The sequence below is a fragment of the Mucilaginibacter sp. SJ genome (assembly GCF_028993635.1).
In the GTDB taxonomy this organism is placed as follows: domain Bacteria; phylum Bacteroidota; class Bacteroidia; order Sphingobacteriales; family Sphingobacteriaceae; genus Mucilaginibacter.
This window is the reverse complement of the sequence record NZ_CP118631.1, coordinates 547,380-564,049: the sequence shown is the minus strand read 5'-3', so window position 1 is coordinate 564,049 and position 16,670 is coordinate 547,380. Positions and strand designations below refer to the sequence as shown.

General features: G+C 40.0%; 13 protein-coding genes and 1 tRNA gene. 8 read left to right on the top strand and 6 right to left on the bottom strand.

Annotation, left to right across the window (positions count from 1 at the left end; translation table 11 throughout):
• Positions 1–486: a hypothetical protein gene (locus MusilaSJ_RS02065; RefSeq protein ID WP_274988413.1), complete on the top strand. Its 486-nt coding sequence runs from the start codon at positions 1–3 to the stop codon at positions 484–486.
• A 5-nt stretch (positions 487–491) separates the two neighbouring features.
• The gene (locus MusilaSJ_RS02060; protein ID WP_274988412.1) at positions 492–1,298 is read left to right on the top strand and encodes an SOS response-associated peptidase; all 807 of its coding nucleotides are present in this window, start codon (positions 492–494) and stop codon (positions 1,296–1,298) included.
• A 26-nt stretch (positions 1,299–1,324) separates the two neighbouring features.
• Here the strand turns inward: MusilaSJ_RS02060 and MusilaSJ_RS02055 are convergent, their stop codons facing one another.
• The 5 genes from MusilaSJ_RS02055 to MusilaSJ_RS02035 form a co-directional block, all read right to left on the bottom strand.
• Positions 1,325–3,838 (bottom strand): DEAD/DEAH box helicase, encoded by a 2,514-nt coding sequence (locus tag MusilaSJ_RS02055; RefSeq protein ID WP_274988411.1) that lies wholly within the window; start codon positions 3,836–3,838, stop codon positions 1,325–1,327.
• Positions 3,838–4,761, bottom strand: coding sequence for a HamA C-terminal domain-containing protein (locus tag MusilaSJ_RS02050; protein WP_274988410.1), 924 nt, complete (start codon positions 4,759–4,761; stop codon positions 3,838–3,840). Before MusilaSJ_RS02050 ends, MusilaSJ_RS02055 begins: the two co-directional genes overlap by 1 nt.
• A gap of 158 nt (positions 4,762–4,919) precedes the next feature.
• Positions 4,920–8,195 carry a hypothetical protein gene (locus MusilaSJ_RS02045; protein WP_274988409.1) on the bottom strand — a complete coding sequence of 1,092 codons (3,276 nt, stop codon included), beginning with the start codon at positions 8,193–8,195 and terminating at the stop codon, positions 4,920–4,922.
• Between the two features lie 128 nt (positions 8,196–8,323).
• The gene (locus tag MusilaSJ_RS02040; RefSeq protein ID WP_274988408.1) at positions 8,324–9,637 is read right to left on the bottom strand and encodes a site-specific integrase; all 1,314 of its coding nucleotides are present in this window, start codon (positions 9,635–9,637) and stop codon (positions 8,324–8,326) included.
• A 184-nt stretch (positions 9,638–9,821) separates the two neighbouring features.
• Positions 9,822–9,895: transfer RNA gene (locus MusilaSJ_RS02035), tRNA-Ile, on the bottom strand.
• Between the two features lie 65 nt (positions 9,896–9,960).
• Here MusilaSJ_RS02035 and MusilaSJ_RS02030 point away from each other — a divergent pair.
• Positions 9,961–10,593 carry an HAD family hydrolase gene (locus MusilaSJ_RS02030; protein WP_274988407.1) on the top strand — a complete coding sequence of 211 codons (633 nt, stop codon included), beginning with the start codon at positions 9,961–9,963 and terminating at the stop codon, positions 10,591–10,593.
• A gap of 31 nt (positions 10,594–10,624) precedes the next feature.
• Here the strand turns inward: MusilaSJ_RS02030 and MusilaSJ_RS02025 are convergent, their stop codons facing one another.
• Positions 10,625–11,827 carry a proline dehydrogenase family protein gene (locus tag MusilaSJ_RS02025; RefSeq protein WP_274988406.1) on the bottom strand — a complete coding sequence of 401 codons (1,203 nt, stop codon included), beginning with the start codon at positions 11,825–11,827 and terminating at the stop codon, positions 10,625–10,627.
• 58 nt (positions 11,828–11,885) lie between these two features.
• Here MusilaSJ_RS02025 and MusilaSJ_RS02020 point away from each other — a divergent pair, with 58 nt between their 5' ends.
• The 5 genes from MusilaSJ_RS02020 to MusilaSJ_RS02000 all read left to right on the top strand — a co-directional run bounded on the left by MusilaSJ_RS02020 (position 11,886) and on the right by MusilaSJ_RS02000 (position 16,662).
• The gene (locus MusilaSJ_RS02020) at positions 11,886–12,092 is read left to right on the top strand and encodes an RNA-binding S4 domain-containing protein (RefSeq protein ID WP_274988405.1); all 207 of its coding nucleotides are present in this window, start codon (positions 11,886–11,888) and stop codon (positions 12,090–12,092) included.
• Positions 12,093–12,094: 2 nt separating this feature from the next.
• Positions 12,095–13,153 carry a 3-dehydroquinate synthase gene (gene aroB, locus MusilaSJ_RS02015; RefSeq protein WP_274988404.1) on the top strand — a complete coding sequence of 353 codons (1,059 nt, stop codon included), beginning with the start codon at positions 12,095–12,097 and terminating at the stop codon, positions 13,151–13,153.
• A gap of 1 nt (position 13,154) precedes the next feature.
• Positions 13,155–14,081 carry a sterol desaturase family protein gene (locus MusilaSJ_RS02010; RefSeq protein WP_274988403.1) on the top strand — a complete coding sequence of 309 codons (927 nt, stop codon included), beginning with the start codon at positions 13,155–13,157 and terminating at the stop codon, positions 14,079–14,081.
• 448 nt (positions 14,082–14,529) lie between these two features.
• Complete coding sequence (locus MusilaSJ_RS02005) at positions 14,530–15,438, top strand: prephenate dehydratase (protein ID WP_090525832.1); 909 nt, start codon at positions 14,530–14,532, stop codon at positions 15,436–15,438.
• Positions 15,439–15,531: 93 nt separating this feature from the next.
• Positions 15,532–16,662 (top strand): chorismate mutase, encoded by a 1,131-nt coding sequence (locus MusilaSJ_RS02000; RefSeq protein ID WP_274988402.1) that lies wholly within the window; start codon positions 15,532–15,534, stop codon positions 16,660–16,662.
• Positions 16,663–16,670 lie beyond the last annotated feature (8 nt).

Sequence of the window (16,670 nt, the reverse complement as noted above, 5' to 3'; positions counted from 1 at the left end):
ATGAACCAATTGTTCTACAATCCTTTTCTCCGGGTAAACGAGCATTCGATACCGAAGCTTATCGAAGCCAGTAAACCCTACATTGTTATTCAACGATTTGTATGGCCTGGTGTCGAGGCACAGAAAGGTTTTCTTTTGTCCGCTTATGAGCGCGAATTTGAGGCTTTGGGACATGCTCAGGAACTGGCTCCCAAAGAAGGCAAGTACCAAAACCTTAACGATGAAAATGACCGTCAAAAAGTGATCGATCTTGTGAAAACAGTCGCGGGATACTCTGTGTTCTTTAACGGAACGATAGACAAGCGAAATGAAAAAAGGCTGGAAAAGGCCTATGGCAAGAATGTTCATTCGTACATTAAGTATATTCGTATGCCGAAAGATGAAGAATATAATGTTCGGATCTATGTGGAGTATGGGCGCGTAAAGGCTGAGATCAGCTCGGGGGGGCATAGCCACACAGCATTGTTCAGTAAGATCATAACCTAATCAGTATGTGTAGAGATATTAGTTTTCATTCAGAAATACAAGTGGTAACCCGGGATTTTCAGGGGATTCAAGTATCACCCGATGTTGCCCGTCATCCTGATGAAATGGTCCATGTGACCTGCGAAATATTGCCGAATTATCCGATAGTCGTACAAAAACAAGGGCTGCACCTGGTCAACATGAGCTGGGGAGTCATACCTGTTTATGAAAATGATCCCAAGCAGCGCCAAATACGAAGACGAAATATGGTAAATGCGCAGTCCGAACGCATTCTTGCAGATAAAAGATCGTATTGGTACAAAATGAGGAACAACCGTTGCCTGATCCCGACAACGGGCATATTTGAACATCAGAAAGTAGCCGGCTTTAAAAATAAGATACCTTATCATGTAAGTGAAAAAGGCAGGGATGGTTTCTATGTACCGGCTTTATACCAGGTTAGCCAGGAGGTTGATCAGGAAACGGGGGAGCTTTTTAAATTCCCGACGTTCACGATGATCACGCGATCTTCTAATGATGTGATGACCTGGATACACAATGACGGTGATAATAAACACAGAATGCCGTTATTCCTTACTCCTGAAATGGAGCAGGCCTGGATAAGAGAAGATCTTTCGGAAGGAGAAATGGCAGAGATCTTTAATTATAGTATACCGGAGGAAAAACTCGATTTTTATCCGGTATTTTCTATACGGGGTGGAAAACCGCATCCCGAAGGCAAACTAAAGGATGCTTTTTATGACTGGGGTGGAAAGGTCCCCAAATATGATGGCGGCTTTTACGGCTCACAGCCACAGACAGCTCTGTTTTAGTCAACTTCACATTTTATCAGCAAGAATTACAGCAATTGCAATTGTAGTCTATCAAAATAAGGTAAGCCATTGTAAATTTCATCAAGATTACGTTTAATACTGGAAATGTTATCAGAATCTCCTAAATCGTAATTTTGTGCCAGTGAAATAGCTGTTTCGCGGGGGATATTCATCTCTATCAATCTCCTGATCATAGGTTGATAGGCTCCAGTTTCTAAAAAGCGTAAAAACATATGATTTGGTACTCTGATATCATAAAGAGGCTTCAAGAGCATAGGTAGATCGAACGATATCTTATTCTGCAGCAATACAATCGTACGCTCGATTTTGTCGTTGTTGTCAAAATAATTTCCGCTAAGGATTCTTTTTAAAGAGTGTCCTTTCAACCAACTTTCCGCATTGCGGCACGCTGTCATTAACGGATCGAAATTTTCATTCTCTTGAATACCAAAGAGCCGGTTATAGTAGACAGGGAAGTTCTCTTTTAAATTTAATAAGATATTTTTGAGCTTCACCGCTATTGAACTATCTGAAGCGCTTGTTGGTAAATCCCATTCTGTTGAAACTTGTGACAATTTGTTAAGGTCAAGCGGATCCCAATATCTGTTTGCAAGACAAATTTCTTTGCTAACCTCTAAATCGTTCATCTCGGCGATTACGCTTGAGAGCACATTGTCGGGGAGGCTAATTCCTACCTCTCGCATTCTGTTTGAGGCATTTTCACCGTGCCTAAGAACAGTCTGCCTGACATAGGTTAACAAATAGGCATATTGTACGTTGGCTGATGTTTGACCTGTATTTTGGTTTAGATCGCCTACAATGTTTTGCTGATAATTTTGAAATACATCTTTATATCCCGTCGTTATATTCTTTTCAGTATTCTCGAACATTGAAGTTTGACGGTCAGTTATGTCAGTGAAGCTATCTTCGTCCAAAACATATGTTCGACCTATAAAATCTTTTAATAGCCTTCCTGCTCTACCCCGTAAGTTGGCTGCTTCGTAACTGGTAAGTTGTGGACGCTCACCGTTCTGTGATCTTTCGAAAAGATTTGGATTACGGATAACAATGTTTTGGACCGGGAGATTTACACCTTGCAACAAGGTTGTCGTGCATACTATGTTTCTGATATATCTTTTTTTTATTCCATCCTCTATGGCATTGCGAACATGATGTGGAAGCTTGCCATTATGATATGCTATACCGCTAAGCACGGTATCACTTAAGCTAAAATCCTCGTGTACGGTTTCTGCCAGATATTTCGAAAGTTGAACTAAATAATCGTCATTGCGGTTGTCTGAAGCAACACGCAACTCCTCTGCCATCTTACGAGACGCGCCTGCTGTTGGGGAAAAAATAATATTACTCTCGTCCTGAGAGAAACAAGACATAAATGCTCCAAAATACCCTAAATATTTAGCGGTATACATCGTTTGACCATATCCCTGTAGCGTTTGCTGATTTTCTATTTTTAAACTTTTTGCTTCCGCGTTCAAATCACAATACTGTTTGAACCTAAACTCATGAGAGTTTATTTTTTTTAGCGAGTAGGTTAGGTTTACAACCGGAGAATTTCTGGTCGATGCTTTATAACCATCTATTCCAAAAATGTCTTTACCCAATACGTCAATATTTGTAACTCGTGGGCCTGAAAGAATTATCTTGTCTATCTCCAAGGTATTCTTCATATCAATCATTAGATCAAACAATATTTTTGCCCGCTGGTCTCGACTTTCAGCAACCCTCTCTACATTTTGTATTTCGTCCACAACAAGTAATCGAAGACTTTCAAACGATCGTTCCGTTGTACTAAATGCAGCAAGCGCTTTTTCCTGTGTTAGAACGTAAACCAAATTAGGTGCATGCTGTTGATGATTATACGAGGTTTCGACTTGGCAGTCTATGTTGAAAGAACTGAGTTGCCGTTTAATATCGGTAGCTACTTGCGCAACTAAGCTTAAAGTTGGTACAATGTAAATTACGGGCCCTATTCTTTCCAGCAACAGTTCCATCATTTTTATCAAAATAATATAGGACTTGCCCGCAGAAGTTGGTGCAGAAACCCCAACCATACGATTGTTATTCACAGCGTCCCAAACCTCTTTTTGAAAACTTGTAATCAAAAATGATCTCTCGGCAACCCTTATTTGGAATTTTACTTGGTTTAATGTTACAGCAAACTGATTAAATAAGCTTCTTTGACTTTTAAATTTTTCTTGGGATTGAATATATGTTTCATCAAGCATTGTGGCAGTAGGTGCAAACCCTCGCCGGGTAAGGAATAATATCAGGTAATCCTCTAACCCTAACCATTTGTCTTTAGCATAAGTCCATAATAGGGCAGAGATTGTTACAAGATGGCGATCCGCTTCTTCTGTCATCGTATAGGATAACGTATCAACTACCTGGATGCATTCAGCAATAAAATCTTTTGTTAGCGAGTATTCGAATGAAGGAATAAACTTGAACTTTGCTGCGTTACTGCGTAAGTCGATATCTAAGAGTTGGTTCAATACCTCTTTTGTTTCTTCAACATTCATTAGCGTCCGATAAGTTTTTGAAAATATTTAAGCAGTTCAGTCATTTCCCAAAGAGGGAAGAAAATGTAATTAAAACGTGGCAGAAGAGCTTCATCGATATCGTTAAATAGGGTTTTGTCGATTTTCTTTGCTCTGTCGGTAATAATATTTATAATACTTTGCTTCTTGTCGGCTTCTGATGCGCCAAGAATTCTATTGGTTTCATTATAAAGTATCACAGACACAAACTGTAATTCAACAGGTCTCAAAGTGCCATTTTTGTAAGCTTGGGCTATCGGTATAAGTTCGTCATCCAGGAAGTCATCATAGATGTAAAGTTTGAGCTCGGTTCTATGATTCTTATAGCTATCCAAAATGCTGTTTAAGGCTTTTTCAAAGGCTGTATTAAACTGATACGAACTAATATACGCTTTAGCCTCACCTAAATACAGTAAGTGCTTGGAATTAGTATAGTTATAATGAATTGCATCAGCGCCATAACGTTCCATTTTCTCTGACGTTGTCAAAGACATTTTGCGTAGCAAAGGTATTGCGTCAAAAAATACTTGAAGTAGATTGAATAGAACCAGTTCTCCAAACTGCCCTTGAAGTAACATTTCGTCTGTCTCTCCATTTCTGAATTTATGAAAGGTAGCAGTTCGTAGTGCAGACTCGGCATTTCGAGGACTTCGACCTTCTTCGGTGATCATTTGGTCGATTATCTCGGCAGCTTTCTTGTTACTATATATCCATTCAGGAATAGTATTGACAAGTTCATCGCAGAACTCATCTCTATATTCTTGTAAATCGACATAATTAATACAGGATGCATAATGCTCCTTTGATGGAACTACATCAAAGGCTTGCTTAACCCAATATACATGGTTCATAACTGAACATGTATAAGTTCTTAGTGCCTTAAGTTTTTCTTCTGAGATTTCCAATTAATAAATAATAAGGTTAAGTATGATAGCACTAAGGCTTTGTTTCACTAAGGTACAAACAGTTTTATTTTTAGAAAACAGTTAACGTCGTTTTCTAATTTCCAACAATTCGGGGAGGCAACGGAAATTGGTATCCTCAAAACATCTCCCATATTTAATTATAAGCCATCTCCGTTTAATGACGGTAAATTCTTTACCTGGTATTTATCAAATATAGGCTTCAGTTCATAGTTCCCCAGCCCACCCACGTAAATACATAATTCATCTGCTGATGCTTTGAAACCTTGTGCATACAGCTTCTCTATGAAATCGGATAATTCCTCGGTAACCATAACCCGTAATTTCGTCTGATCCCAAATGGCTAATATAGTTTCCGCAATCCGAACTGGCGAGATTTCAAATCTTCGCGATAATAGCGCTGTAAGTTGGTAAGGTACCGACCCATTTTTTAAATATGGGATCGCTTTATCCAATAAATCAAGCGTTTGTGTGGAAACACCACTTATTAAAGCAAGACTACCAACATTGGCTATTACAACTTCGTATTCTTTTTCCGCTTTTAATATACGATCCTGGAGATTTGACCATAACGTCATCATCGCCATCTCGTTTGCATGTTTATTTTGTAAAGCCACAGTAATCAGCGCTTTGTATTGCTCCGGATCGCCCTTTTCTACTATTAGATTTATCAATGACCCTTGCCTATCAATAGACTGATTATCAATATAGTTTAACTCTGTTAAGGCATAACGGCAAACTCTATTGAAGCTGGCTTCGTCAGAGTATTTCCGATTTACCAGATAGGCATTTAAATTATTATCACCGAAATACAGCAATACGTTTTTGTGAACTTCCTGATATGGGGATAAAACGTTATCAATCACCAGCCCAAATTGATACCCATGTTCAATAGGGAACAACTGCCCTGCATGCTTTGCGCACCATTCTGGGCCAATTGCCAACAAATATGGGAAGTGCCATCCTATATTGATAAAAAAGGACGGTGGTGTGGTTTCGGGGCTGCTAATATATTTTTCTATATAAGCGGAAATAGTTTTGTTAAGTTTGACTCCGCCTTTGTTTTCGGCGTGATTTGACCAGAATCTATTAAAGCCAACCAGCGCGTCAAAAGCCTTACCCCAAAGGCTGTTGAGCCGATCAGAAAGATGGTCGCGATAAGAACTTTCAGATAGTTGATTAGGAAAATCTATCAACAGCAACCTTTCACAAAGACCTATCAAATAATCAAGGTCATCCAGTGAATAGTCGAATTTATCGCCGTGTTCGTATAGTTGGACAAGTAATTCTGCCAAAGCAGTAAGTGTTTGCTCATAGTCATTCAAGCCCGCCTGGGGATTTTCACCCCTAAGCAACCTTTCATCTATTTTTGTTATCAGCGTTTTCCAATCCGATAATGTACCATTCTTAACTACCCAGCCAAAAGAGCTGATAACTTGTTGTAAATACAAATCGCCCAATGTCAATAACTCTGGCAAAGCAGATTCATATTTTCCCGGCGCTCCTATAATCGCGTTATTGAGCAAAAGACCTAATCCCTGTGGTGTAGTATCAAAGTCATCCTTTTTTGGTAATGCTTTTATATATGCAACTTGTTCATTCACGGACATGGCTTCAAGTTCGACAGCCTGGATAGGAATATCATAACCCATGCTTGAAGTCGAATAAGTATCATATTCAGGATGCTCCAGTGGCCAGCTATCTATCTGCAGATAATGCGCTGATCTTTCTTTTAATAAATCTGCCTGTGGTTGTTCCTCCGGTTGAAAAGCTGAAAAGTAGCACCGAATGCGATGTGCTTTAAACCTCACCAACTCTTCCTGTTTGTAATGTTCTGACTCATAAAGCATTTGCTCGATCCAATCGACCAGCTTTTTAAATTCTTCGATATTGAGCTTTCCAGATATAATTTGAATTAGTAAGTATAATTCATGAATGTTAAAGTATCCTTTCAAGCGGTTCGCGCCAATCCAATCCCAAAACAGATCACTGGTATCCTCGTAAGAAAACCGAATCAGGTGGATAGCAATACGCTGAAGTATATCCGTTTCTTTACTAAGCAAATGCTTTACAAAAGATATAAGTTCCTCTTTTGACAATGACTCTGCCCCGTTACGTATAAATTCTACGAGGTTTAGTATCCAGTCATGCATGTACATTTCAGTTTGCTGACTGACCTCAACAGAGGGAATACTATTTAATTCATACGATCTAACTTCGGCGAGTTCTTCAACGGTGTCACTAAGAGCAAAGAGCAAATCGGTGCCGGTAATCTCAATGATCCTGGACAAAAAGTCGTCTATTGTATAGTGGTGAGTTATAGATGAAAAATTGGGAAAAATGCTGTTGTGGGTATATATCCCAATTTCTTTAAAGAAATCCACTTTTTCTTCTTTTTTTCGAAATCCGAAGCAATAAGTGAGCAACGTCATAAGGCCATCTTTCTGTCCGCCGGTCACATATTTCTTCACTAAAGTTTCCAATAAGTAAGATTCGTGCAATGGAAATTGGCCACGGGGAGCATAATCATAATAGGCATTGAGAAATTCTACATCACTTTGATTAAATATGTAATTCCGCAGACCACCTAATGTTTTGTATATCATATAAACAGAGTAGTCGTCAACAAAAAATTCTCTTGCTATAACTTGTTTTTTTAAACCGTCGATGATGTCGACTATTATTTTTTCCTTCCTAATGGTAGCAGCCTCAGCAATGTTCGCCAAATAGCGTAAAGGAAGCCAATCAATTAGGACTTGTCTGCCTAAGTGGTCATACACAGGTTCTTGTTTAGCAAGATCAAATGCACCGGCCTCAAACAGTGGTTTTAGCCAATCAGGTTTGTTAAGGTTTTTAAAAAATTGAAATTCATTTTGGCGGCCCTGATTCAGGTTTTTGAGCACTTCTATGATCTCTGGCGTCGGAACAGCCAAATTCGTAAGCTGGTCGATCCTGTCCTTAATCGCATAAAATGAGCCCGTTAAGATGAATAGGATTTTTTCATAACGCGCCCATAGTTCAAAGACTTCGGAAACATTCTTGGGTTTCAACCACGGTTGATGGCGATGAGCCAAACCGTGAAACCGTTTTGCAACATCAAGCCATTCGTCGGCAATTGCCGTATTGTTGTTTCCTAATGCAACAAGTATCGACGCATAATGTCCTTTGTTTTTTCCTGGCAGAGTGGCTTCCACGGTTAATTTTTCCCTATCAGGTACAAAAATCTCCCGTAAACCTCCGTCTATTTCACGCGCACAATGAGCAATTAAATTGACCTTTGTTTGTAAGAAACATTGTTCGCGGGCAATGAGAACCGCGTCAATGTAAAAGGCGGCAAGCAGCTCACCTATTTGCAACAATCCATCATATATCCTTTCCTGTTCCTGTGTTAGTCCTTTTATCGATGTTATTCTCATTATTGTTTGCGATGGTTAGGAAAAGCAAGATACCAAACTTAGCCGAGTGTTTGAGGGATTAAGCTACTAATACAAATATTAATAGATCTATTCGGTCTTTAGAATTCAACGATTCCATTAGAGAACACTTAAGCATAGATAGCTCGCATAGCACCGCGTTGAACAATTGGATCAATTTGAAGGATCTCGACATCTTTACTGATTGAGCGCAGCAAATCGACTACATTCTCCTGAACCTCATCCACTATACGCCAGTCTTTTGCGATATATATATCGGTAGTACGATGGCCATTATCAATATGGTTTAATGCCTGACCAACGTCATCTTTACTCATCCGGCACTCATTTCTGGCAAGAGTAGCAAATGTATGCCGAGCCCAATAAAGTGTAATATCAGGAATACCTGTCAGTTCCCTAAGCTTCTTCATGCCATCAGATAGGGCAGTGTCCAAGCCTTCGTAATTGCAATATCTGGTCGTTAACTTACCTATATATTTATTTAATAATGGAATCGCTTCATCAATTATTTTGATACTGATAAAAGCCCTGTCTTTTCTCCTGCCTTTCGTTTTTGCACGATTATATTCAAGTCTGCCATTTTTGATCCACTTGGTTTCAGAATTATATAGGTCGACCGCATTCATCCCACACATGAAAAATGAAAGCATGTAAAGGTCTTTCGCTAACTCCGCACGGCTACCGGACTCCGCCACACATTCCATGATGGTCTTCACCTCTTCAATTGTGTTATCTCTACTTTCTGTAAGTGGGGCAGATCCGATTTTGTATTTTTTGAACGGATAATGCTTTATCTTGTAAATGCCGAGATCATCATCATTGTATAGATTCCTTGCTGCATTGAACAAGGTTCTTAGATCTCTCATGTGATTGTGAAGACCACTCTCCGTCAATCCTTTCTCCGTAGTTGTAACTTCTTTACCCAGTTGATTGATCCGTTTATGCGTTCTTTCACTTTTTAGAAAGCGCTCATAGCTATGGAGCATTGTCGACGTGATTTCTGTGATTGAAGCGGAAGTACGTTTGAAATAATCGATCAGACTATTCCTCACTACTCGAAAGCATTTGGAGTAAGGCTCTCGTTTTTCTTCGATCAATCGATCGATGTGCTCCTGTGCGAATTTTATGAAATCAATATCGCTGTTCAAATTTTGTAAATAGTCACGTAAGCCTTCACAGGTAAGAAAATCGATCTTACTTTTAAGTCGAGTGATCTCTTCGCGATATTCTTCGAGAGTTTCTTCAAGCACCCGTAAAAGATACTTGTCTTTGATATTGAATTCCGCATCCAATTGTCTCCTTGAGACAAAATGAGTAGTATCAATATACTTCTTTTGCGACTTGTGATAGACCCTAATTTTTACGTTAAAAGTTCCATCATTTTTTTTGTGGTGTTCATAAACGACTGCAGCTACAGTTGCCATAAAATTTACATTTATGACCCGAAATCTTCGTGACGTATTTGTGAAGATTACGTGTCAAGTTCAACAAAAAAACCTGTAAATCTCGTCACGAAAACTTCACAGTGACGATGCTGCTGAGGGACCGAACTCGGCGTTTAGAAACAAAAAAAGCCATTTCTGATGCAGAAACGGCTTTTTTACTAAGTGCGCCCACCTGGGCTCGAACCAGGGACCAAAAGATTATGAGTCTTCTACTCTAACCGACTGAGCTATAGGCGCAGTTATTTTGTTTTTGTTTGCGGGTGCAATTTTACATATTTGCGGCCATATCTCAAACTCTTTTTATGGAAAATATTAAAAATATCATCTTCGATTATGGTAACGTTATTTTCAGTATCGACTTTCTCCGTGTTCAACAATCATGGAATCAATTAGGTATAAGTAACCCCGAAGCGTTTTTTGGCCACAAAACCCAGGATGAAATTTTTGATAAATTTGATCGTGGCGAAGTTACCGCAGCACAATTCAGGGATTACGTAAGAGAAAAAACCAACGACTCTTCCCTTACCGATCTTCAGATTGATGCTGCATGGAACAGTATATTGGTCGGAATTGCCGAAGGGAATCACGAATTACTGTTAAAGCTAAAAGACAAATACCGTACTTTTTTGCTTAGCAATATTAACGCTATCCATTATGATTATATCATGAACTATCTTAAAACCGATTTCGGTTTTGAGGGGAACGATCACCTGTTCGAAAAAACATATTACTCGCACCTTACGGGCAAACGCAAGCCAGAGCCTGCAATTTTTGAGCAGGTACTTAAGGAAAATAAGTTAAAGCCCGAAGAAACCTTATTTATTGACGATAGCCCGCAGCACCTGGAGGCCGCAAAAAAGTTGGGCATCCAGACCTTTCTTATGACGGCTCCGGATACTATACAGTCCTTTGCAAAAAGAGAGCAACTAATTTAATAAATGCTCTCTTGTATGGTAGTTTTATAAGTTAAGCGCTTCGGCGCTTTCTTTCTTTTGTAATTAAGCTTAACTCGCGGCTCATTTGCCCGGCTATTGCCGTATTTTCCTGTGCACGGCGAAATAAATATGGTAATACAGCCTTTACCGGTCCATAAGGCACGTATTTAGCTACATTATAATCGGCATGGGCGAGGTTAAAGCTTAAGTTATCGCTCATGCCAAGCAATTGCGAAAAATAAACATGCGGATGTTTATGATCGATACTTTTATTATCCAGCAATTCGGCCAGCAAACGGCAGCTTTCTTCATTATGTGTGCCTGCTATAAAAGCTATTTCATTGATATGACTGGTACAATAATCAAGTGCTGAATCATAATCAAGATCAGCAGATTTTTTATCGGGCTGAATCGGAGAAGGATAACCTCTTTCTTCGGCACGTTTGCGCTCTTTCTCCATATACGCACCGCGTACTATTTTCGCTCCCAAGATAAAGCCTTCGCTTTGAGCAATAGCATGATCGTTTAACATCGAGGCCAGTTTATCATGCCTGTACATTTGATAGGTATTATATACTATCGGTTTTTGCTTGTTAAACTGAGTCATCATTGTAAGTGCCAAAAGATCGATGGTATCCTGGATCCAGCTTTCCTCTGCATCTATCATTACCGGTACATTGTTTTTATATGCCTTATCACATATCGCCAACACCCGGGCTTGTACCCTTCTCCACTCCTCTTCTTCAGTATCGTTTAGTTTAAGGCGCGCATCAAGCTTCTCAAGCAGGCCAAAACGGCCTACGCCTGTTATTTTAAATACAGTAAGCGGAATAGCTTTGTCTTTGGCAGCGCGGTCAATAGTACGGATAATCTCATCGCGGGTATTATCAAATACGGTTTCTTCTTCCTCTCCCTCTACCGAATAATCCAGGATAGTACCTACCCTACCGCTATAAAGATTTTTGATGGTATTATCACATTCGGCAATAGTTTCACCGCCGCAAAAATGTTTAAATATGGTAGCTTTGATAATACTCTTTATCGGCAAACCAATCTTCATGGCAAAATTGGTAATCGGCGGGCCAATCCTCACTAAAAAGTTGACATTAATCATCCTGAACAGCCAGTACGCCCGGTTAAGATCGGCATTGGATGAATGGCGAAAAGCTATTTCTGTATTTTCGAACGAGGGCGTAGTTCGTCCTTGATTATTGTTAGTTTCGTTAGAGGTCATCTGCAAAATTATAAAATGATAACTCATAATTGCATGAATAGTTTATTTTTGCCATCCCATGATCGAATTTAAGTTAGAAGGGGACTTTATCCCAATGATCCAGCTACTCAAGGCTGTGAACTTAGTGCAAACCGGCGGCGAGGCGCAAATAGTTGTAACTGAAGGCCTCGTGAAGTATAACGGCGCGGTTGATTACCGAAAACGACTCAAAGTAAAAAGAGGTGACACGGTTGAGTTCGATGGAAATAAAATTATAGTAATATAATAATGAACACTATTTTAAGCGATAATTACTCGGTTTATTTCGATAATAGCCTTGATGAGTTGGTTGATTTTATCAAAAAAGGCAACTATTCAAAATTTTTTATTTTAACCGACGAAAACACGGGCGCACATTGCCTGCCGTTACTTACCAGCAAACTTACAGACTTTAATAATTACGACCTGATCGAGGTTTCATCAGGCGAGGAAAGCAAAAACATTGATTTTTGCGTAGGTGTTTGGAAAATGCTGATTGACTTTGGTGCTGACCGCAAGAGCCTTATGATCAATTTAGGTGGTGGCGTTATTACAGATATGGGGGGCTTTGCCGCTTCTACTTACAAAAGAGGGATAGATTTTGTACAGGTGCCTACTACCCTGCTTTCGCAGGTTGACGCCTCGGTTGGAGGCAAAACAGGTATCGATGTTGATGGGATTAAAAACATCATCGGTACATTCACTATGCCTAAAGCTGTGTTTATAGCACATGAATTTTTACAAAGCCTCCCGCCGCGCCAGATCCTTTCAGGTTTGGCCGAAATGCTCAAACATGGTTTAATTGTTGATGCCGCTTACTGGAACAAACTAAAAAACAGCGACCTGAAAAACCCATCGGTTGAATTGGTACATCGTTCGGTACAGATCAAAAACGAAATTACCATACAAGACCCGCACGAGAAAGGCATCCGTAAAGCGCTTAACTTTGGGCATACTATCGGCCACGCTGTCGAAACTTATTCTTTACTGCATGATGAAGATAGCCTTTCGCACGGTGAAGCCGTAGCTATCGGCATGATTTGCGAATCATACCTCGCCCACAAAAAAACAGGGTTGCCTTCAGAAGAACTTCATGAAATTGTAAAGGTATTGACCGATCTTTATCCCAGGCATACCATCAATGAAGACAGTTTCGACGAACTGCTGTTGAATATGAAAAAGGACAAAAAGAACGTTGGTGATGAGATTAATTGCACCTTATTAACACATATAGGTGAGTTTAGTATTGATAATGTGTGCACTGCCCACGAACTTTGTGAAAGTTTAAGATATTACATTAACTTGTAACATGCTTCAGCATTTAGATCCGCGAAATCAGGCGGCCCTTGTTTTAATGGGCTTATTGGTTATTTTAACGCTTGTTGAAATGGCTCTGAGCTATTGGGAAGATCGCAAGTACTATGAAACCCGCGATACGCTGACCAATATCTACCTTACTGCCCTGGCTGTTGTAATCAACCTTTGCGTTAAGTTTTTTACTTTTTTTATTTTAGATTATACATACCTGCATTTTAGGTTATTCCAGATTCATAATATATTTCTGTATTGGTTTACCCTTGTCGTAGTGCAGGATTTTTTATATTGGGTTTTGCATTACACCGGGCACTACTGCCGAATGTTTTGGGCGATGCATGTTACCCATCACTCGTCCGAGCATTTTAATTTTACAACAGGTTTTAGATCTACAGTTTTTGAACCCCTTTACAGGGTGTTCTTTTATTTACCATTGGCGGTAATGGGCTTTACTGCTTTAGATATCTTGTATGCTTATTTAATTACACAGCTATACGGCAACCTCGTGCATACGCAGTACAAAATTCCCTTGCCAAAATGGTACGGATGGATCTTTGTGACACCTGCCCATCACCGTGTACACCATGCATCAAACATTCCTTACCTGGATAAAAACATGGGCATGGTATTGATTATCTGGGACAGAATATTTGGTACTTTCCGCGATGAAGATTTACCAGAGCCGGTTAAATATGGCTTAACCAAACAGCCTGAAGATATGGGGCCTGTGAATGTTCTATTCCATGAATGGAAGGCTTTATTGCATGATGTAAAAAATGCTCCCGATCTTAAATCAAAGATCGGCTATCTCTTAAATCCTCCGGGATGGAGCCATGATGGCAGTACCCAGACCGCGCGCATATTGCAACGCGAATATAAAGCGATGGAAGAGACGCATAAAAAACACGAAACAGCCGCTTAGCCACAGTATATTTGGATGCTGCCTTCAAGCATACCTAAAACAATACTGCAGTTAATATCCAAGCTCGAGCAAAACAGTTACAAAAATCCGGGTATTCTGACGAGCAAACCCGTACCTTTAATGAAACCATCCTGAAAAATCGGGTGTTAAGATAACTTACATCGGAAAAACAACGTTTGGCGAATCAAAAAACCGACTTTCGCCAAATTTAATTTTGTTGACTATTCTTTTTTAACAAAAAATAAAATTTTCTATTGACAAACTCTTTTTTTACCGTACATTTACGTCGTAATAAAAAAACGACAAATGAAATTAACAGGTGCATACTTCTTTGGCTACTACTTTTACTTTACCAGTGAGAGCCGGGACTAATATGTACAAAACAAACATATAAAGAAACTAAAAAGTCCCGGCCTACCAGCCGGGACTTTTTGCTTTAAGCAGGTTTATGAAAATAGAACAACCAAAAGTCGCAATTCAGGGTATCCGGGCCTCTTTTCACGAAGAAGCTGCATTGAAATACTTCGGCGAAAACACCGAGACCATTGAATGCAACTCTTTCAAACAAACATTTGAGAGTTTAAAAAACCGTGAGGCCGATTATGTGGTAATGGCTATCGAAAACAGCATCGCCGGCAGCATCCTGCCAAACTATACCTTGCTGCTTGATTATGGCTTTCCCGTAGTTGGTGAAATTTACCTGCCCATTCAACTGCACCTGATGGCTTTACCCGGGGTAAAATTCGAGGATATCAAATATGTAACCTCCCACCCCATTGCCTTACGCCAGTGTGTTGATTTTTTTGACGAATATCCGCACCTTAAAATTGTGGAGAGCAGTGATACTGCAGCCTGTGCTAAACGCATCAGGGATGAACAGCTAACAGATACGGTTGCTATTGCAAACTCCTTAGCCGCCAAGCTTTACGGTCTGGATGTTTTGGAACGCCGCATCGAATCGAACAAAAGAAACTTTACCCGTTTTCTGATCCTTACCCATCATGATAATATCGAGAAGAAACCGGCTAACAAAGCTTCTTTATGCTTCCAGGTGAGTAACAAAGTTGGTGCGTTGGCTAAAGTGCTTAATATTTTTGCCGAAGAAGGTGTAAATATGAGCAAAATTCAGTCGATGCCGATTTTGGGCAAGCGCAACGAGTACAATTTTTATGTAGATATAGAATGGGAAGAGCAAAAACAATATGACGCTTCCATAAGGCAAATCCTTAAGTACACCCATAACTTCAATATCCTTGGCGAGTACGAAAGGCACGATGATGAGCATGCGGTGAGCCCAAAACCTCGCCGGGCCGAACGGAGCATCCGCAAGTATATCAATATCAGGCGTAATGTATAAATAAAGACCATTAACAAGCAGAAACCCAAAAAACTAACATAATTTAAATTATTAACTAACATTCCCGGCTATCGCCGGACAAACAAAAAAACGATGAAACTAAATTTAAACATACAGCCGCTTAACACCTGGATTAAAACAGGTAAGGAGCCCTTGGTTATTTCAGGCCCTTGCAGCGCTGAAACAGAGGAACAATTAGTAGCCACAGCTCATTTATTAGCCCAAACAGGTAAAATCTCAGCTTTGCGTGCAGGTATCTGGAAACCACGTACACGCCCGGGTGAGTTTGAAGGTATTGGCAGCATTGGTTTGGAATGGTTAAAACGCGCTAAAGAAGAAACAGGCTTGCCAACAGCTGTTGAGGTTGCTACAGCAAAACACGTTGAAGAAGCTTTAAAAGCCGGTGTTGATATCCTTTGGGTAGGTGCACGTTCAACTGCCAATCCATTCACAGTTCAGGAAATCGCCGATGCTTTAAAAGGTGTTGATGTGCCTGTAATGGTTAAAAACCCGGTAAATCCTGATCTTTCATTATGGGTCGGCGCTTTAGAGCGTATCAATAATGCAGGTATTACTAAATTAGCTGCGATCCACCGCGGTTTCTCATCTTACGAAAAATCTGCTTTCCGTAATGAACCGATGTGGGATGTTGCTATCGCCTTAAAAACCCTGGCTCCTGAATTACCTCTTATTAATGACCCGAGCCATATTTCAGGTAATCGCGATCTGATCGGTTATGTTTCACAAAAAGCTTTAGACCTTGATATGCAAGGCTTAATGATCGAATCACATATCGATCCAAGCGTAGCCTGGACAGATGCTAAACAACAGGTTACTCCTGCAGCTCTTGCCGATATCATCGACCACTTAACTTTGCGTAAAGCGGAAGTTAGAAATTCTGAAGTAAACGATAAACTGGCTGAACTACGTAACCAGATCGACAAGATCGACGACCTGTTAATCCAGAAAATTGCTGAGCGTATGCAGATTGCAGAAAAAATCGGCCAGTACAAAAAAGATAACAACATTACCATTTTACAAGTTGGCCGCTGGGATGAAATCCTTCAAAAACGTACAACTTACGGTAAAGCATTAAAATTAAGCGCCGAGTTTACTGAAAAATTGCTTGAATTAGTTCACAACGAATCTATCCGCAGGCAAACAGAAGTAATGAACGCCGACGCCGCTCAGGGCCAGGCAGCAGAAAAACTTACACACGCCTAATATTTTTA